The organism is Streptomyces tagetis (assembly GCF_018069565.1).
Classification (GTDB): domain Bacteria; phylum Actinomycetota; class Actinomycetes; order Streptomycetales; family Streptomycetaceae; genus Streptomyces; species Streptomyces tagetis.
In genome coordinates this window covers 537,215-554,840 of sequence record NZ_JAGPNL010000002.1, presented here as the reverse complement: position 1 = coordinate 554,840, position 17,626 = coordinate 537,215, and the positions used below count along the sequence as shown (strand labels likewise).

The window sequence follows — 17,626 nt, the reverse complement described above, 5'->3', positions numbered from 1 at the left end:
GGCGGGTACGGCGGACACGGCGGGCACGGCGGGTACGCCGGACACGGCAGGTACGCCGGACACACCGGGCACCCACGAGCCGGGCGCGGCACACGAGCCGGGTACGGCAGGCCCATCCGCCGCCGCCCCCGGGCTCGGCGCGATGACCCCGCTGTCCCCCGTGGGCCGCCTCGCGGCCACCGTCGCGCGGCTCAGCCGCGAGGTGCGGGCCGCGCAGGCCGAGGCCGAGGGGCGGGCCCTGATCGAACTGGCCAAGGGCATCCTCGTCGCCCGGCTCGGCTGCGGTCCCGCCGAGGCCGCCCGGCAACTCGCCGAGCTGGCCGAGCAGTCCCAGGCGACACCGCTGGAGTTCGCGGTCGACGTCATCAACCAGGCCGCCCGGGACCGGATGTCGGAGATCACCGACGCGTTCCTGACGGCCACGGGCGCGGACGGCGGCCGGGAGGCGGCCGAGGCGGACGGCAACGGCGCGGCGGCCGGGTCGGCCGCGGTGCGGCTGCGCTCCGCCGAGAGCCGGGCGCTCGCCGCGAGCGACACCCAGGCCGTCGCCGACGCCCTCCTCGAACAGGCGCTGCGCCCGCTCGGCGCGGTCGCGGTGGCCATCTGGGCGGCGGGCTCCGACGGGTCGCTGACCCTGGCCGGCAGCGCCGGGTTCTCTCCCGCCGAGGCGGCCCGCTGGCGGTACGTCCCGCCGGACGTGGCGACGGTGGCCCGCAGCGGGCTGACCGAGCGCGCCGGACAGTGGATCACCTCGCTCGCGCGGACCGGGCTGCCCAGCGTGGGCCGCCACCAGTACCCCGAGGGCGGCCGGGCCGCCGTGCCCGCCGGCACCGGGGGCCGTGTCCACGGGGTGCTGGAGATCGCCTGGCCGGTGCCGCTGGCCCCGCAGCCGCCCGCGGTGGTCCGGCAGGTCGAGGCGCTGGCCGAACTGTGCGCGCACACCCTGGAGACGTACACGCCGCCGCCCGGCGGGCCCGAGGAGCCTCGGGTCATGCCGGACGCGGCGGAGCTGATGGACCTGGCCGACGGGCTGCACGACCCGGCGCTGGTCCTCGTGCCGCACCTGGACGACGCCGGGCACCTGGCGGACTTCCGCATCCAGCACGTCAACAAGCGGTTCCTGGACCCGGCCGGGCGGCCCCGCGCGGTCGTGGGCGGCGCGCTGCTGCTGGAGGCATTCCCGATGGCCGCCGGGGACAGCGAGCTGTTCCAGAGCGTGGAGCGGGTCTACGCGACCGGCGAGCCGTTCCGGGCCCGGCGGATGAACCTCACCGCCCTCGTGGACCAGGTGCCGCTGTCGGCGACGGCGGACATCAGCATCAGCCGGCACGGCAACGCCGTCCTGCTGATCTGGCGGATCGAGGACGAGACGGCCCGGCTGGCCAGCCTGCTCCAGCACGCCCAGCGGCTCGGCCGGATCGGCGGTTTCGAGGAGAACCTGCTCACCGGCGAGATCACCTGGAACGGCCAGTTGTTCGACCTGTACGGGCGCCCCGCGTCCAGCGCCCCGGTGCCGCTGGAGGAGCTGGCCGCGCACAGCCACCCGGACGACGCGGTGGCCATCGGCCGGTTCCTGCGCACACTGCTGCACCACCGGCGGCCCGCGTCGGCGGCCTTCCGGCTCCAGCGCCCGGACGGCGTGACCCGGCACGTGCGGGTGGTCGCCGAACCGGTGCTGGACACCGACGACCGGCTGCTCGTCGTCCGCGGCGCCTACCAGGACATCTCGGCCCAGCACTGGACGGAGGTGGCCCTCGCGGCGACCCGCGACCAGTTGGCCCACACCGAGCAGCAGGCGATCGAGCGCAACCGGCTCACCCTCCAGTTGCAGCACGCGATCATGCCGCCGGCCCAGGCCCCGCTGCGGGTGCCCGACCTCCAGGTCGCCGTGCGCTACCGGCCCGCCGAGACGGAGCAGCTCGTCGGCGGCGACTGGTACGACGCCGTGATGCTGCCCAACGGCATGGTGCTGGTCTGCGTCGGGGACGTGGCCGGGCACGGCATAGAGGCCGCCACCAGCATGGTCGTCCTGCGCAACGCGCTGCGCGGCCTCGCGGTGACCGGCGCCGGTCCGGGCCAGCTCCTGTCCTGGCTGAACATCGTGGCGCACCATCTGACCGGCGGCGTGACGGCCACCGCCGTGTGCGGGCTGTACGACCCGGCGCGGCGCACCCTGCGCTGGGCGCGGGCCGGTCACCTGCCGCCGGTGCTGGTGCGCGGGCCCGAGGCGGCGCCGCTGCCGCTGGTGAAGGGCATGCTGCTGGGGGCGGTGGCGGAGGCGGTGTACGAGGAGGACGAGGTGCAGCTCGCCGGGGAGGACACGCTGCTGATGTACACCGACGGGCTGGTGGAGCGCCGGGACCGCACCGTGGAGGAGTCGCTGGCGCAGTTGCTGAGCACCGCCCGGCCGACGCCGGCCACGCTCGACCAGCACCTGGACCGGCTGCTCACCTACAGCCGTTCGGACACGGACGACGACACGTGTCTGGTGGGCATCCGGGTCGGCTGACGTCGGGTGACGGGGCCCGGCGGGCGGCGGGTGTGCTGCGCGGATTCGCGGGTAGACGGGCGGCGCGGTGAGACGTGTGCGCGGGCGTGGGGGCGCGACGGGCGGGGAGACCGGCCCTCGGCCGCGCCCCCGCGGACGGCGCGCATCGACGTCGCGTACGGGGGTGACCGAGCCGTCCGTCAGTTGTGGAGGTACACGTGCCCATTGCCCAGAACCCGCTGTCCGTCGAGGTGACGCTCCCCCGGGAGGACGTCGCCCTGCTGAAGGTGGAGGGCCATCTGGACGTCGACACCGCGACCGAGTTCCGGCACCATCTGGCCAACCAGCTCCACCACGGCCGGCGGCACTTCCTGCTGGACCTGTCCGAGGTGCCGTTCATGGACTCCTCCGGGATGAACATCGTCCTGCGGGTCTACCAGGAGGCGCGGGAGCTGCCGGGCAGCGTGCACATCATCGCGCCGACGCCCGCGGTCCGGCGCGTCCTGGACCTGACGGGCGTCAGCATCACCGTGCCCGTCTCGGAGAGCCGCGACGAGGCCCTGGCCCGTGTCGACGCCGGGCAGACGGGGCCCGAGGCGCCCGGCACGGGGGCGGCGGACGGCTGAGGGACCGGGCCCCGGACACGCGGGGCCGGTGACACGTTCGCCCCGAACCAGGTGTCGTACGAGGTCGGCGCGTGGTTACAGTGGTCGACCGGCGAGAACACACGTCGTCGTCGCGCCGCCCCGCGGGGCCCGGCGCGGTGCACCGCGGATGAGGAGTGGGACAGGTGCCGGAGCAGGCGCAGAAGACATCCGGATCGCCGACGCCGGAGGTCAGGGACTTCCTGCGGCGCCGCCGGGAGCAGATCGCGCAGCGCTGGGCGGACGAGCCGTTGTTCCGGTCCGTGTTCACCGTGTCGCGGGACGAGGCGGTGGAGGCCGGCAAGTCCGTCGTGGACGCCCTCGCCCAGGTCGCGGACGCGGAGCGGGTCGAGGACCCGGACGCCGCCGGGTTCGCGGCGGTGCGCGAGCAACTGGCCCGGATGGGCGCGGCCCGCTCCCGCGCGGGGCTGAGCACCGGCCAGGTGTCGACGGAGCTGGCCGCGCTGCGCCCGCCGGTGGAGAACCTCCTCCTCTCCGACCTCCAGGGCGCCTCCGCCGACCACACCCGTGCCTCGGTGACCGTGCTGAACGTGCTGATGGGCACGTTGCGGGTGGTCGTGATGCAGACCGCGCTGAGCGAGGGCCAGTCGCTCATCGACCGCCAGCGGCTGCAACTGCTGGAGGTCGCCACCCCGGTGATCAAGCTGTGGGACGGCATCGTGGCGGTGCCGCTGATCGGCACGCTGGACAGCGCCCGCAGCCAGGTCGTGATGGAGACGCTGCTGGAGACCATCGTCGAACAGCAGGCGCGGCACGCGATCCTCGACATCACCGGGGTGCCGGCGGTCGACTCGCTGGTCGCCCAGCACCTGATGAAGACGGTCGCGGCGGCCCGGCTGATGGGCGCGGAGTGCATCGTCTCGGGCATCCGGCCGGCGATCGCGCAGACCATGGTCCACCTCGGGCTGGACCTGGGGAACGTGGTCACCCGGGCGAGCCTGGCCGACGCCCTCGGCTACGTCCTGCACCAGCTCGGCGTCGGCATCGTGACGCCGGGGCCGAACGGAGCGGTCCCGCGGTGAACGAGGCGGTGCCGTGGCCCCTGCCGGGCCCCGCGACAGGCCACGTACCGGTCCTGCGTCTCGGCGACGTGCTCCTGGTCACCCTCCAGGGCGACCTGTACGACAGCACGGCGGAGCAGCTCCAGCGGGACCTGGCGGAGGCCATCGCCCGCAGCGGGGCCGCCGGGGTCGTCATCGACGTCTCCGGGGTGGACGTCGTCGACTCCTTCCTCGGCCGGATTCTCGCGGAGATCGCGGGGCAGGCCCGGCTGCTGGCCGCGCGGACGGTGCTGGTCGGCATGCGGCCGGCGGTCGCCATCACCCTGGTCGAACTGGGGCTGACGCTGCCGGGTCTGCGGACCGCGCTCAGCACCGAGGCGGCGATGGAGCTGCTCACCGGGCGGGCGTGGCCGGCCCGCTCCGGCGGCCGTCACCGGGGGAGCCCGTGATGGACACGGCCGCGGGCGCTCAGGCCCGCCTGCCGATCCGCTCGGACATGGACCTGATGTGGGTGCGGCAGCATGTGCGGCAGATGGCCGCCGCGCTCGGTTTCGGCCTGGTGGACCAGACGAAGCTGGTCACCGCGGCGAGCGAACTGGCCCGCAACACGCTCGTCTACGGCGGCGGTGGGACCATGGAGACGACGCCCCTCGCGGAGGGCGGCACGCCGGGTCTGCGGCTCACCTTCCGCGACGAGGGTCCGGGCATCGCCGACCTGGAGCAGGCGCTCCAGGACGGTTTCACCTCCGGCGAGGGGCTGGGGATGGGACTGGGCGGCGCGCGGCGCCTGGTGCACGAGTTCGCCATCGAGAGCAGTCCGGGAGCCGGCACCACCGTGCGGGTGACCTCGTGGGTGGGCCGGCCGCCGCTCCGGCGCGAGGAGGTGTGATGCCGCGGGTGTGGGACGTGCCGGTGCGCGATTCGACCCGGGTGCGGGACGCGCGGGTGGCCGCGGAGCACGCGGCGGCCCTGGCCGGACTCGACGAGCGGCGCACCGCCTCGGCGGCCCTGGTGGCGACCGAGCTGGCGACCAACCTGCTCAAGCACGCGGGCGGCGGCCGGGTCCTGGTCGACGTGGTGGCCCCGCCGGTCCTCGCGGCCGGGCGCGGGGCGGACCGGCTGGTGCAGATCACGGCGGTCGACCACGGTCCGGGTATCGGGGACGTCTCCGCGGCGCTCGGCGACGGCTTCTCCACGACCGGTTCGCTCGGCGCGGGCCTGGGCACCTGCGCCCGGCTCGCCGACGACTTCGCCGTGCACGGCGTCCCGGGCCGCGGCACGGTCGCCCTGGCCCGCGTCGGCGCCGCCCACGGTGCGCGAGCCGTGGCGGACCCGGTGCGGGACGAGGTGGCGGACCCGGTGGCCGGGGTGCGTGCCGGCGGGGTGAACGTGCCGTTCGCCGAGGCCGCGTACTCGGGCGACGCCTGGGCGTGGGTGCGGCACGGGGACCGGGTGACGCTGATGCTGGCCGACGGGCTGGGCCACGGTCCGGAGGCGGCCCGCGCCTCGTCCGCCGCCGTGGAGGCGCTGCGCGGCGCGGCGCACCTCGGGCCGGCCGACGCGCTGCGGCACCTGGACGCCGCGCTGTCCGGGACCCGGGGCGCGGCCGTCGCGCTCGCCCAGGTGGACCCTGCCGCGGGGCGGCTGTGGTTCGCCGGGGTCGGGAACGTCTGCGGGCGCCTTGGGGCGGGCGGCACCTGGCGGCATCTGGTGTCCCGGCCCGGCATCGTCGGGGTGCACCGGCCGGCGACGGTACGCGAGGAGGAGAGGGAGTGGGCGCCGGACCGGGTGCTGATCCTGCACAGCGACGGGCTGCCGAGCCGCTGGACGCCGTCGGCCGCCTCGTGCCGCCCGGGGACCGACCCGGCGGTGACGGCCGCCGTGACCGTACGGGACGCGAGCAGTTCCGCCCGCCCGGTGCGGGACGACACCGCCGTGGCGGTGCTGACCTCGACCCCGCCGGACCGGCCATGATCCGCGTCTGGGAGGTCTCGGACGTCACGGGCGCCGCGCGGGCCCGGATCGCGGTGGCGCGGCTGGCCGCCGCGTACGGGGTGGCTCCGCTGGAGCGGACGAGGCTGACGGCCTCGCTCGGCGCGCGGCTGCGGCGGTGTCTGGCCAAGGGCGGCACCTGGCGGCTGACCCTGGAGACCGGGACGGGGACGGGGACGGGGTCGGGGACGGAGACCGGGACGGGCACGGAGACGGGCGAGGAGACCGGGACGGGCGCCGCCGCCGGCGGGGACGGGGACGTGCTGCGGGCCGTGCTGACGCCGTCGCCGCGGGCGTCCGCCGCCGGGGAGCCGCCGTGGCGGATGTCGGTGCCCCGTTCCGGGAGCGCGCCCGGGGCGGACGCGGCCGGCGAGGCCGTGGCGGACGATCCGGCCGTGCCGGCCGAGGCGCTGCTCGGCGCCGACGAGGACACGGCGCTGGTGCTGGACCGGCTCGGCGAGCAGGAGGCGCTGGTCGTCTTCCACCGGGAGGAACTGCACCAGACCAACCAGGGCGTGGTGGCGCTCCACGCCGAACTGGACGCTGCCGGGCGGGCCCAGCGGGAGGCGTTCGCCGCCGAGCGCGCGGCCCGCACCGAGGCGGAGCACGCGCGCCGCCGGCTGACCTTCCTCGCGGACGCGAGCGCGGTGCTGACGGCGTCGCTGGACCACCACGAGATCGTGCGCCGCCTGCCGGACCTGCTGGTGCCCGAGTACGCGGCCCACGTGGACGTGTGGCTCTTCGACCAGGACAGCGACCCGCGCGGGGTGCCGGCCCATCCGGCCGCCGCGGTACGCGCCGCGCGCACCGGCCGGCCGCAGTACGCCGCCGCCCAGCCGGGCGGGCTGCCCGGCGTCGACGACCAGCCGCCCTCGGCGCTGGACCCCGGCCGTCCGCTGCTGTGCATCCCGCTGCCGACCCGCCGGGCCCCGCTCGGCGTGCTGACCCTGTCGCCGCCCGGGGAGCGCTGGGACCCGGACGACGCGGTGATGCTGGTCGAGCTGACCCGGCGGGCGAGCATCGCCATCGACCACGCCCAGCGCTACGAGCACAACCGGGACATCGCCGAGACGCTCCAGCGGGCCCTGCTGACCGAGCTGCCGGCCACGCCCGGTCTCGCCCTGGCCGCGCGGTACCTGCCGGCCACCCACGGGCTGAACATCGGCGGGGACTGGTACGACGCGTTCCGCCAGCCCGACGGCGGGGTGATCGTCGTGGTCGGCGACGTGACCGGGCACGGGCTGCGGGCCGCGGTGATGATGAGCCAGTTGCGGACCGCGCTGCGGGCGTACGCGGTCGACGGGGGCAGCCCCGGACGGCTGCTGACCCGGCTGCACACCTTCCTGCACCACCTCCAGCCCGATCTGTTCGCCACCGCGGTCATCGCCCGCTTCCATCCGGAGGAGCCCACCCTGACCTGGGCCGGCGCCGGTCATCCGCCGCCGGTGCTGCGCGACGCGGACGGGCGGGTGCGGGTGCTGGACGCCAAACCCGGCGCGATGCTGGGCATCCCGCTCCACCAGGAGATCGCCGACCACACGGTGCGGCTGGCGCCGGGTGCGACGCTGGCGCTGTACACCGACGGTCTGGTGGAACGGCGGGCCCAGGGCATCGACCCGGGCATCGAGCGGCTGGCCCAGGTGCTCGGCTCGTTCGATCCGAGGGAGCTGGCGACGGACCTGGAGGGCTCGGCGGAGGGCATCCTGCGCCCGCTGCTGAGGGACTCCGAGCGCGACGACGACGTCTGCCTCCTCCTGTGTCACCACACCGGTCCCGCCTGACCCCGCGGTTCCACTCTCCCGGGTGAACACCCGGCCTCAGGCCCCGCCGCCGGTCCCGCCCGGTGCGCGGGGCCCGCCCGCGTCCCCTGGCTGCTCCATTCGGCTCGCCGGAACGACGCCGGTGGGGTGAGATCGAAGAGGTGCGAAGCGGCGATCTCCGGGCAGGCGCATGGCCATCGCGGCATATCCGCCCGTAGCCGCAGAAAGGGGATGGACACCGTGACACGACCCAGGATTCTGGTGGTCGGCGCAGGTTTCGCCGGCGTGGAGTGCGTCCGCCGGCTGGAGCGAAGGCTCTCCCCTCGAGAAGCCCGCATCACCCTCGTGACACCGTTCTCGTACCAGCTCTACCTGCCGTTGCTGCCCCAGGTCGCCTCCGGGGTGCTGACGCCCCAGTCGATCGCGCTGTCACTGCGCCGCAGCAGCCGCTACCGCACCCGGATCATCCCGGGCGGCGCCGTCGGCGTCGACCTCAAGGCGAAGGTGTGCGTGGTGCGCACCATCACCGACCAGATCGTCGACGAACCGTACGACTACATCGTGCTGGCACCCGGCAGCATCACCCGCACCTTCGACATCCCCGGCCTCACCGAGCACGCCTTCGGCATGAAGACGCTGGCCGAGGCGGCGTACATCCGCGACCACGTCATCTCGCAGCTCGACCTCGCCGACGCCAGCCAGGACCCGGCCGAGCGCGCCTCGCGGCTCCAGTTCGTGGTGGTCGGCGGCGGCTACGCGGGCACCGAGACCGCGGCCTGTCTGCAACGGCTGACGCACGCCGCCGTCGAGCGCTACCCGCGGCTGGACCCGGGCCTGATCAAGTGGCACCTGATCGACATCGCGCCGAAGCTCATGCCCGAGCTGGGCGAGAAGCTGGGGCGGAGCGCGCAGCAGATCCTCACCCGGCGCGGTGTCGAGATCTCCCTCGGGGTCTCCATCGCCAAGGCCGGGGCGGAGGAGGTCACCTTCACCGACGGCCGGGTGGTGCCGACCCGGACGCTGATCTGGACGGCCGGCGTGGTCGCCAGCCCGCTCATCGCCACGCTCGGCGCGGACACGGTCAGGGGCCGGCTCGCGGTCACCTCCGAGATGCGGCTGCCCGGCTACGACGGGGTGTTCGCGCTGGGCGACTCCGCCGCGGTGCCGGACCTGGCCAAGGGCCAGGAGGGCGCCGTCTGCCCGCCGACCGCCCAGCACGCGGGCCGGCAGGGCCGGCACGTCGCCGAGAACCTCATCGCCACCCTGCGCAACCAGCCGCTGCGGCCCTACCACCACAGGGACCTCGGGCTCGTCGTCGACCTCGGCGGCACCGACGCGGTCTCCAAGCCGCTCGGCGTGGAGCTGCGCGGGCTGCCCGCCCAGGCGGTGGCCCGCGGCTACCACTGGTCGGCGCTGCGCACCAACGTGGCCAAGGCCCGGGTGGGGGTGAGCTGGATACTCAACGCGATGGCCGGGGACGACTTCGTCCGCACCGGTTTCCAGGCCCGCAAACCGGCCCGGCTGAAGGACTTCGAGTACACCGACGCCTACCTGACGGCCGAGCAGGTGCGGGAGCGGGTCGAGAGCGCCGGCCGGGCCCGGTAGCGCCCCGGGGGGAGCGTACCGCGCGGGGCATGACATGCTGAGAAGTGGATCTCGGCGTGAATCGGGTGTGAATCGGGAGAGTACGGCGGCGTGAAGGCAGCGGGGCGCTCGGTGCGGACGCGACTGCGCGACCGTGTCGCCGCGTCCGACCCCGGTCTGCTGCGGCTCATGGCCGGGCTGCGCACGGTCGGCGCGATCGCCCTCGCGCTGCTGGTGCTGCGGCTGTTCGGCGCCGATGTCACGCACCTGGTGGCCGGGGCCATGGTGGCGATGGTCGCCACCTTCGCCATCCGGGAGAAGCAGCGCGGCGCGCAGGCCGTCACCCTCGCCCTCGGGCTGCCGGTGGCGCTGGCCTCGGTGACCCTGAGCACCCTGCTCTCCACGCGGGTCGTCGTCGGGGACGCGTTCTTCGTCGTCCTCATCTTCTGCGCGGTCTACGGCCGCCGGTTCGGGGACCGGGGCACCACCCTGGGACTGATCGGCTTCCAGGTCTACTTCGTCTCCCTCTTCGTCGGCGCCGAGCCGGCCCAGCTCCCGTCGCTGTACGGCACGGTCGTGCTGGCCTTCGCGTGCAGCGCCACGGTGCGCTTCGGCGTGGTCGCCACCACGAGCGCGGGTGTGCTGCAACGGCTGCGGCAGGCGTTCCGGGCCCGGCTGGCCCAGCTCATCGCGGCGCAGATCGCCCTGCTGGAGGCCGGTCCGGAGGACGTCGACAAGGTGCTGGAGTCCATGCGGGAGGGCACCGCCCGGCTGCACGAGACGGCCCTGATGATCCAGTCCCGGCTGGAGGAGGGCACGCCGGACCAGTCCACGGCCCGGCTGGTGCAGCGCCGTATCGCCGACGCCGAGATCGCCGCCGAGCGGCTGGGGCTGCTCCTGCTGACCGCGCGCAGCGCCGAGCGGGCGGACACCCTGACCCTGCACCTGCCGGGTGCCGTCACCCCGCTGGTGGACCACGCCCCGGCCCAGGACGAGGCCATGGCGAAGCTGCGCCGCGACCTCCGCGCGCTCCAGGCGCTCGTGCTGCGCCCGCCGGCCGAGGCCCGCGGCACGGCCCTCGCCCACCTGCGCAACCGGCTCCTCGGCTACCGCGACGAGGAGAACCTGCCGCGTGCCGGCGCCGCCCTCCAGGACGTCTTCCGCGGCATCGGTGAGGCCGCCCGCGCGGTGATGGGCCTGCGGATCGCGCTGGACGGGCCGCAGGACGAGTCGGACGACAGCCCCGCGACGGCCCGCTCGCGCGAGGAGCTGGACGCCGAGGACGCGGCGATCGACGCCGGCGAGGAGCGGGCCGCCGAGGAAGAGCCGACCGGTCTGCGGCGGCCCACGACCCGCGCCGCGGTGCAGGTGGCCGTGGGGTCCTCGCTCGCCATCGTCGGCGGGGAGTTCCTGTCCTCGCAGCGCTGGTACTGGGCGGTGCTGACCTGCTGGATCGTCTTCCTCAACACCGCGTCCACCGGCGAGATCCTGGTCAAGGGCTACCGCCGGGTGCTCGGCACGGTCCTGGGCGTGGTGGCCGGCATCGTGCTGGCCGGACTGGTCGGCGACCACACGTGGACGGCGTTCGCGCTGGTGCTGCTCTTCGTCTTCGCCATGTTCTACACCGCGCCGCTGTCGTACACGCTGATGTCGTTCTTCGTGACCGCGATGCTCGGGCTGCTCTACACGGTGCTCCAGACGTACAGCCTGTCGGTGCTGGTGCTGCGCGTGGAGGAGACGGCGCTCGGCGCGGCCTGCGGCATCTTCGCGGCGGCGCTGGTGCTGCCGGTGCGCACGGACCGGCGGACCAACGAGCTGCTGGGCACGGTGCTGGAGCGGCTGGTGGACGTCACCGAGGGCGCGGTCGACCAGCTCAGCGGCGGCCCGGCGGCGGACCTGCTGGACACGGCGCGCGAGCTGGACCAGGCCCTCGGCGATCTGCGGGCGGCCACCCAGCCGCTGACCCACCCGATCACGCCGATGCGGGCCCGGCGGGACGCGGCGCAGTACGTGGTGGCGCTGCTGGAGACGTGCGCGTACCACGCGCGGTCGCTGGCCGCGACGGCGGAGCTGCTGCCCACCCATCCCTCGATCGCGGCCGATCCCCGGCTGCGCGGGGCGGTGGCCCGTACCGTGCGCAACATCGAGGCGATCGCCGCGCGCGTCGCCGACGAGCACGCGGCGGTCGAGGTGGAGACGGGGCCGAGCATCGCCTCGCTGCTGGAGCAGCGGGCGGACGGGATGCCGCGCTACGGGCGGATCACCGGCCGGGTGCTGCGGCATCTGGAACGGCTGGACGAGGCGGTGGTCGGCCTCGCCCGGCCGCTGGACGTGCCGGTGGCGGCGCCGGGGCGCTGACGGGCCCCGGGACGCCGGGGAGGGCGCCGTGGTGCGCGCCCGTGGTGCGCCGGAGGCCGGCCGGCGGCTCAGAAGTCGGTGGGCAGCCCGCTGGCCTCGGCGATGCCGCGCAGTTCCTCGTTCTGGCGGTGGCGGTCCTTGAGGTAGTCGGCGATCTCGCCGAGGCGTTCGGGATCGGACGCGGTGACGGCGTCGGTGACCACCCTGACCGGTCCGGTCTCGTCGGTGTCGATCTCGACGACCTCGTTGTCGAGCCGGCCGGTGACGGCGGTGGCGATGACCAGGGCGGCCTCGTCCCGGATCTCCTGGGGCAGGGTCTCGGCCCCGTCGCCGTCCAGGGAGAAGTCGATGGTCGGCATCTGGTGCTCGTCGATGGCCTGGAGGACAGGCTCCACGACACTGAGCAGGAGCTGGTAGTCGGCGGTCTCCATGCGGATGCGCAGGAGATCCAGATAGACGTCCACGGGACGTCCGTCCGGCGGAGGAATCTCGTGTTCGTTCATCCGTCCCGTGTTCCCCGTGGCGCGCGGCTCAGACCCCCGCACCCGCGTTCCGCCGCGGACGGGAAACCGCCCGGGGGAAACGGGGCGCGGCAGCACGCCGTGCGCGAGGGAGCGGGCAGGGGGCGGGTTCGGGGCCGGCCGCCGTGCGGGACAGCGCGAAGCGGCCCCGGCGGTGCCCGCCGTCGGCGGGCCGCCCGGGACCGTGCGAGCCCCGTCGAGGCCCCCGGCAGCCCTTCGCCGGGGACCGCGGCCGTCAGGCCGTCGCCGGGCGGCCCGTCCCCGGGCGGCCGGCGCGCTGCCCCATCGCCTCGTCGCGCACCCGGGCGCAACTGCGGCTGATCAGCCGCGAGACGTGCATCTGCGAGATGCCCAGGCGGTCCGCTATGCGGCTCTGCGTCATGTCCTCGAAGAAGCGCATGTAGAGGATGGCCCGCTCGCGCTCGGGCAGCCGGCGCAGCCCCTCCTTGGCGGACTCGCGGTCGATGACCACGTCGTACGAGGAGTCGGCCGAGCCGATCGTGTCCGCGAGGCTGTACCCGTCGTCGCCGTCGGACAGCTCGGCGTCCAGCGACAGGGTGCTGAAGCTCTCCAGCGCCTCCATCCCGGCGCTGACCTCGTCCTCGGTCAGCCCCGTGTGGGAGGCGAGGGCGGCGACGGAGGGCTCGGGGCTGCCCGGACTCTGGGTGAGTTCGCGGCGGGCCACGCGCACCTTGTTGCGCAGTTCCTGCACCCGCCGGGGCACGCGCAGCGCCCACATGCGGTCCCGGAAGTGCCGCTTGACCTCGCCGGTGATGGTGGGCACGGCGTAGCTCTCGAAGGCCCCGCGCTCCGGGTCGAAACGGTCGATGGCCTTGACCAGGCCGAGGGCGGCCACCTGGCGCAGATCCTCGATGGACTCGCCGCGGTCCCGGAAACGTCCGGCGATGCGGTGGGCCATGGGGAGCCAGGCGGTGACCAGGTCATCGCGGACCGCGTCACGCTCCGGCCCCTCCGGCAGTCCCGCGAGCCGGCCGAAGAGGGCCACCGTGTCGGGGGCGTCGTCGTGCCGGCGGCGCGTGGCGGACGGGGCGGAGGGGTCGGTCACGGACTCGGGGGAAGGGGAATCGGAACGAGTGGTGGGGGTTTCGATGAGCATGCGGATTCGCTCCTGAACGGTGGACTTCAGGGGACTGTCCGCGGGAACGGCCCTGCTCTCAGGACTCCCGGAGGGTCACGCGGCCATGCCGTTCCCGCTGCTGCGCCTCCGGTCCGAAGCACGAGACTGCGACTGCCCCTGGCCCGGCGGACGAAACTCCGGACCGCGAAAAGTCCTCAGGACAGCGGAACGACGACGGTGATGCACTTGCCACCCGCCGGAAGGTCTGCCACGCGCACCTCGCGCGCGAGCCGGCACACGATCGGCCAGCCCCGCCCGCCGAGCCGCCGGCGGCCCTGCGGACCGGCCGGTTCCACGAGCACCGGCAGGGCGCTGCTGCGGTCGCTGACCGAGAGGCGGACCCCCGGTCCGACGACGACCTCGACGCGGAAGTCGGTGACGCCTCCGGCGTGCAGGATCGCGTTGGTCGTCAGCTCCGAGGCGACGAGCACGGCGTCCGAGAGGGCACCCGCGTCGCACGGGGTGTGGCGGGCGTGGCAGCACTCGGTGACCACGCGTTCCACGGTCCTGCGGGCCTCGGCCGGTCTGCGCGGCCGGAACCACCGGCGCCGCTCGGCGCCGGGGTACCGCGCGGCCGGTTCGGTCGGGTCGCTGTCGCTCATCGGTCGGCTCCCAGGTCGGTGGGGCGGTCCGGGTCCGGGCCGGGCCCGCGCCGCCGCGGGCCTGTCGTCTCCGGCTGACCGCCGAGGGCACCGCCAAACCCGATGCCCTCCGTACGGCTCAACGGGCCTTCCGTCGGCGAGTGGGGGTACGCGGAGTGCATGACGGATGTTGTGGACTCGGACGAACTGTTGCGCCGCCTGCACCGTGCGCGGGCCTGCGCCGCGGAACAGGAGCGGAACTGGCGGGAGCGGCGCGAGCAGTTGCGGGCGACCGATCCCGAGGGGGCCCGGGAGGCCGAGGTGCGCACCCTCGCCTACGAGGCGGTGCTGAGGGTGCTGGACGAGGTCGTCACCCCGGGCCGCCACGGCCGGCCGCTCTGAGCCGGGACCGCCCCCGAGCGGCCCGGCCCGGGTCAGGGGCCGGGCGTACGGGGCTCTGTACGGACCGGTCCGTACGGTGAGGACCCGGTCCGGCGGTGATTGACCCGGCCGGAGCGGGGAACCGGGTCGGCATGGCGGCCGACCCGGCGCGTGCCCGGGTCCCGGAGGCCGGGACGTTGCTCCCCGACCCGGGCGACCGGGCCCCGAGGACGGTCCGGGCACCACTGGACATCGCCGCCGACGGCCCCGGAGGGTGACCATGTCCGACACCGGACGACCAGTTCTGACAGGCGGGGATCGATCCCTGGCCGGGGATGACCGAGGGTGGCCGAAGTGAAACAGGTCACGTGCCCCGGTTCCGGCTTCGCGGAACCCTCACCAATGGTTTACGGTTCACCCATACGTGGCGACGGAGTCGACCCCCGCGTCCTCCGTGCGTCACCGCAGACGGCCCTGGCTGGCTTCCCCCGTCCAGCCAGGGCTTTCTCCTGCCCGCGCGCACCCCCGCCGGACCGGGCCCGTAAGACGCCCGCCGCCGAGGTGCCCGGTGGGTCACGCGCGGCGGAAAATGGGCGGAGGGAAAGCCCCGGGACCGAGTCGTCGGCGAGGAGCCCCACGTCATGACCGAAGCGATCAAGCTGTTGCCCGCGCTTCCGCCGCCCCAGCGCGAACGCCTGATGGGGCTGGCCCGGGAGGTGTCCTTCCCCGAGGACACCAGGATCTTCGAGGCGGGCGGGACGGCGGACCGCTTCTGGGTCATCCGCTCCGGGGCGGTCTCCCTGACCCAGCAGGTGACGTCCCTGCGACAGGTCACCGTGGCGAGCCTGGGCTCCGGCGACCTGCTCGGCTGGTCCTGGCTCTTCCCGCCGTACGCCTGGGACTTCGGCGCCGAGGCGTTCAGCCCGGTGCGGGCCTACGAGTTCGACGCCTCCTCGGTGCTCGCGCTGTGCGAGGCGGACCCGCAGCTCGGCATGGTGCTGGTGCGGACCGTCGCCGAGATCCTCGCCCACCGGCTGGAGAACACCCGGGGCCGGCTCATGGAGCACTACACGCCGCACGGCCGGGGCGTGCTGTGAGGGGTCAGACCCGGTAGCGGCGCAGGGCGGGCACGGCGGCGGCGAGGGCGAGCATCACGACGACCACGAGGAGCCCGCCGCCGGCGACCGCCTCGCGCGGGCCGTAGAGGGAACCGGCGCTGCCGTGCAGGACGTCGGCGAGGCGCGGGCCGCCGGCGACGACGACCGTGAAGACGCCCTGCATGCGCCCGCGCATCTCGTCGGTCGCGGCGGAGAGCAGGATCGCGCCGCGGAAGACCATGGACACCATGTCGGCCAGGCCCGCGACGGCGAGGAAGGCCACGGCGAGCCAGAGACTGTCGCTCAGCCCGAAGCCGGCGATGGCCGCGCCCCAGACGACCACCGCGCCGATCACCATCCAGCCGTGCCGCCGGGCCCGCGAGAACGTGCCGGAGAAGAGGCCGCCGGCCACGGCGCCGACGGGTATCGCCGCGAACAGCAGGCCCAGCGCCAGCCCCTCCCCGTACGAGGGGTACGTCTCGGCGGCGAGCTGCGGGAACAGGGCGCGGGGCATGCCGAAGACCATGGCGATGATGTCGGCGACGAAGGAGAGCAGCAGCACCTTGTGCCCGGCGATGTAGCGGAACCCGGCCGCGATCTCGCGGAGGCCGGCGCGGCGCCGGGTCGCGGTCGCCGTCAGCGGCGGCAGGGCGGGCAGCTTGTAGACCGCCCACACCGTGACGCACAGGGCGAGCGCGTCGATGAGGTACAGCTCGGCCAGGCCGACGACCGGGATGAGCACGCCGGCCAGCAGCGGGCCAACGACCTGGCCGGTCTGCATGACGGTGGAGCCCAGCGCGTTGGCCGCGGGCAGTTCCTCCGCCGGCACCAGCCGGGCGATGGAGGCGTTGCGGGCGGGCGCGTTCAGCCCCCAGAACGCCTGCTGCACCGCGAGGAGCACCATCAGGGCGCCGACCGACTCCAGTCCGGTGGCGGCCTGGACCCAGAAGAGCAGCGAGGTCAGGGCGATGCCGGTGTTGGTGACGAGGAGCAGCTTGCGGCGGTCCACGGTGTCGGCGATCGCGCCGCCCCACAGCGCGAACACGATCAGCGGCAGCAGTCCGGCCATGCTCGCGGCGCCGACCCAGGCGGAGGAGCCGGTGATGTCGTAGACCTGTTTGGGCACGGCGACGGCGGTGAGCTGGCTGCCGACGGCCGTGACGATCGTCGACGACCAGAGCCGGCGGTAGGCCGGGCGGCGCAGCGGCCGGGTGTCCATGGCCCAGCGGCGCCAGCCGCGGGGGCGGGCCGGTTCCGGGGCGGGGTCCTGTTCCCGGGGCGGGTTGCTGCTCTCGCTCGTGTCCACGCGCTTCCTACGTGCTCGATACAACGGTCGGCTGCGGAGATCACTATGGCAGCTCCCGCCACGGGCCCGGGAGCCTGCCCGAATCGTGGTCCCGCCCCGCCCGGGGCTCCCGAGCCGGAAACCAGCCGGTCCGCTCAGGCACCGGCGATCAGCGTGACGCCGAGCACGATCATGGTGACGGCGACGAGGGCGTCCACCACCCGCCAGGCGGCAGGCCGCGCGAGGACGCCGCCGAGCCGGCGGGCGCCGAAGCCGAGCGCCGCGAACCAGCACAGGCTGGCGCAGGCGGCGCCCACCCCGAAGGCCCAGCGCAGCGGGCCCCGGTCGGCGGCGACCGAGCCCAGCAGGAACACGGTGTCGAGGTAGACGTGCGGGTTGAGCCAGGTCAGCGCGAGGCAGGTGAGCACCGCCCGGCGGCGCGACCCGGCCGCCTCCCCCTCCGCCCGCAGCGCCCCGGCCGGCCGCAGCACGCGCCGCGCGGCCATCGCCCCGTAGACGAGGAGGAAGGCGCCGCCGGTCCAGCCGACGACGGTCAGCACGCCCGGCCAGGCCACGACCACGGCGCCGACCCCGGCGACGCCGAGGGCGATCAGGACGGCGTCGGACAGGGCGCAGATGGCGACGACGGCGAGGACGGCGTCACGGCGGATGCCCTGGCGCAGCACGAAGGCGTTCTGGGCACCGATGGCGACGATGAGCGAGAGTCCGGTGCCGAAGCCGGCGACCGCGGTGGTCAGGGCGTTGGTCATGATCT

General features: G+C 74.9%; 16 protein-coding genes. 11 read left to right on the top strand and 5 right to left on the bottom strand.

The genetic code is table 11. The features are described 5' to 3' along the window. Positions 1-142 precede the first annotated feature (142 nt). The 9 genes from J5Y05_RS10545 to J5Y05_RS10505 all read left to right on the top strand — a co-directional run bounded on the left by J5Y05_RS10545 (position 143) and on the right by J5Y05_RS10505 (position 11,848). Positions 143-2,509 (top strand): SpoIIE family protein phosphatase, encoded by a 2,367-nt coding sequence (locus J5Y05_RS10545; protein WP_247614542.1) that lies wholly within the window; start codon positions 143-145, stop codon positions 2,507-2,509. A 197-nt stretch (positions 2,510-2,706) separates the two neighbouring features. Further along, positions 2,707-3,114: an STAS domain-containing protein gene (locus J5Y05_RS10540; protein ID WP_210870753.1), complete on the top strand. Its 408-nt coding sequence runs from the start codon at positions 2,707-2,709 to the stop codon at positions 3,112-3,114. Between the two features lie 164 nt (positions 3,115-3,278). Beyond that, on the top strand, positions 3,279-4,175 hold the full coding sequence (locus J5Y05_RS10535; protein ID WP_210870751.1) for an STAS domain-containing protein: 897 nt from the start codon (positions 3,279-3,281) through the stop codon (positions 4,173-4,175). Beyond that, positions 4,172-4,603, top strand: coding sequence for an STAS domain-containing protein (locus J5Y05_RS10530; protein WP_210870747.1), 432 nt, complete (start codon positions 4,172-4,174; stop codon positions 4,601-4,603). Before J5Y05_RS10535 ends, J5Y05_RS10530 begins: the two co-directional genes overlap by 4 nt. Next, a complete protein-coding gene (locus tag J5Y05_RS10525) occupies positions 4,603-5,043 on the top strand; it encodes an anti-sigma regulatory factor (RefSeq protein ID WP_210870745.1) in 441 nt (146 codons plus the stop codon). The genes J5Y05_RS10530 and J5Y05_RS10525 overlap by 1 nt, the downstream gene beginning before the upstream one ends. Continuing rightward, entirely contained in the window at positions 5,043-6,128 is a 1,086-nt protein-coding gene (locus J5Y05_RS10520) for an ATP-binding SpoIIE family protein phosphatase (protein WP_210870742.1), read from the top strand. Before J5Y05_RS10525 ends, J5Y05_RS10520 begins: the two co-directional genes overlap by 1 nt. Further along, a complete protein-coding gene (locus J5Y05_RS10515) occupies positions 6,125-7,927 on the top strand; it encodes a PP2C family protein-serine/threonine phosphatase (protein ID WP_210870739.1) in 1,803 nt (600 codons plus the stop codon). The genes J5Y05_RS10520 and J5Y05_RS10515 overlap by 4 nt, the downstream gene beginning before the upstream one ends. Before the next feature lie 210 nt (positions 7,928-8,137). Continuing rightward, complete coding sequence (locus J5Y05_RS10510; protein WP_210870737.1) at positions 8,138-9,511, top strand: NAD(P)/FAD-dependent oxidoreductase; 1,374 nt, start codon at positions 8,138-8,140, stop codon at positions 9,509-9,511. A gap of 90 nt (positions 9,512-9,601) precedes the next feature. Continuing rightward, positions 9,602-11,848, top strand: a complete 2,247-nt coding sequence (locus tag J5Y05_RS10505) for an FUSC family protein (RefSeq protein WP_210870735.1) — start codon at positions 9,602-9,604, stop codon at positions 11,846-11,848. A gap of 68 nt (positions 11,849-11,916) precedes the next feature. Here J5Y05_RS10505 and J5Y05_RS10500 read toward each other — a convergent pair whose 3' ends face one another. From J5Y05_RS10500 to J5Y05_RS10490, 3 genes are all read right to left on the bottom strand, one after another. After that, entirely contained in the window at positions 11,917-12,351 is a 435-nt protein-coding gene (locus tag J5Y05_RS10500) for a hypothetical protein (RefSeq protein ID WP_210870732.1), read from the bottom strand. Positions 12,352-12,604: 253 nt separating this feature from the next. Further along, a complete protein-coding gene (locus J5Y05_RS10495; protein ID WP_210870729.1) occupies positions 12,605-13,486 on the bottom strand; it encodes a SigB/SigF/SigG family RNA polymerase sigma factor in 882 nt (293 codons plus the stop codon). A 176-nt stretch (positions 13,487-13,662) separates the two neighbouring features. Next, positions 13,663-14,109, bottom strand: a complete 447-nt coding sequence (locus J5Y05_RS10490; RefSeq protein ID WP_210870726.1) for an ATP-binding protein — start codon at positions 14,107-14,109, stop codon at positions 13,663-13,665. Positions 14,110-14,268: 159 nt separating this feature from the next. On the opposite strand from J5Y05_RS10490, the gene J5Y05_RS10485 reads away from it, so the two are divergent. Both J5Y05_RS10485 and J5Y05_RS10480 read left to right on the top strand, forming a co-directional pair. Continuing rightward, positions 14,269-14,490: a hypothetical protein gene (locus J5Y05_RS10485; RefSeq protein ID WP_210870723.1), complete on the top strand. Its 222-nt coding sequence runs from the start codon at positions 14,269-14,271 to the stop codon at positions 14,488-14,490. A 620-nt stretch (positions 14,491-15,110) separates the two neighbouring features. Further along, positions 15,111-15,566 carry a cyclic nucleotide-binding domain-containing protein gene (locus J5Y05_RS10480; RefSeq protein WP_210870719.1) on the top strand — a complete coding sequence of 152 codons (456 nt, stop codon included), beginning with the start codon at positions 15,111-15,113 and terminating at the stop codon, positions 15,564-15,566. Positions 15,567-15,570: 4 nt separating this feature from the next. On the opposite strand, the gene J5Y05_RS10475 is transcribed toward J5Y05_RS10480, so the two are convergent. Beyond that, positions 15,571-16,872, bottom strand: a complete 1,302-nt coding sequence (locus J5Y05_RS10475; RefSeq protein WP_210870715.1) for an MFS transporter — start codon at positions 16,870-16,872, stop codon at positions 15,571-15,573. A 134-nt stretch (positions 16,873-17,006) separates the two neighbouring features. Beyond that, complete coding sequence (locus J5Y05_RS10470; protein ID WP_210870713.1) at positions 17,007-17,621, bottom strand: LysE/ArgO family amino acid transporter; 615 nt, start codon at positions 17,619-17,621, stop codon at positions 17,007-17,009. Positions 17,622-17,626: the final 5 nt, after the last annotated feature.

What these genes read in the sequence shown, in the direction of transcription:
- J5Y05_RS10515 (WP_210870739.1), top strand. Translation starts at nt 6,125, where the DNA reads ATGATCCGCGTCTGGGAGGTCTCGGACGTCACGGGCGCCGCGCGGGCC.
- J5Y05_RS10485 (WP_210870723.1), top strand. Translation starts at nt 14,269, where the DNA reads ATGACGGATGTTGTGGACTCGGACGAACTGTTGCGCCGCCTGCACCGT.
- J5Y05_RS10480 (WP_210870719.1), top strand. Translation starts at nt 15,111, where the DNA reads ATGACCGAAGCGATCAAGCTGTTGCCCGCGCTTCCGCCGCCCCAGCGC.
- J5Y05_RS10520 (WP_210870742.1), top strand. Translation starts at nt 5,043, where the DNA reads ATGCCGCGGGTGTGGGACGTGCCGGTGCGCGATTCGACCCGGGTGCGG.
- J5Y05_RS10495 (WP_210870729.1), bottom strand. Translation starts at nt 13,486, where the DNA reads ATGCTCATCGAAACCCCCACCACTCGTTCCGATTCCCCTTCCCCCGAG.
- J5Y05_RS10525 (WP_210870745.1), top strand. Translation starts at nt 4,603, where the DNA reads ATGGACACGGCCGCGGGCGCTCAGGCCCGCCTGCCGATCCGCTCGGAC.
- J5Y05_RS10545 (WP_247614542.1), top strand. Translation starts at nt 143, where the DNA reads ATGACCCCGCTGTCCCCCGTGGGCCGCCTCGCGGCCACCGTCGCGCGG.
- J5Y05_RS10470 (WP_210870713.1), bottom strand. Translation starts at nt 17,621, where the DNA reads ATGACCAACGCCCTGACCACCGCGGTCGCCGGCTTCGGCACCGGACTC.
- J5Y05_RS10490 (WP_210870726.1), bottom strand. Translation starts at nt 14,109, where the DNA reads ATGAGCGACAGCGACCCGACCGAACCGGCCGCGCGGTACCCCGGCGCC.
- J5Y05_RS10500 (WP_210870732.1), bottom strand. Translation starts at nt 12,351, where the DNA reads ATGAACGAACACGAGATTCCTCCGCCGGACGGACGTCCCGTGGACGTC.
- J5Y05_RS10510 (WP_210870737.1), top strand. Translation starts at nt 8,138, where the DNA reads ATGGACACCGTGACACGACCCAGGATTCTGGTGGTCGGCGCAGGTTTC.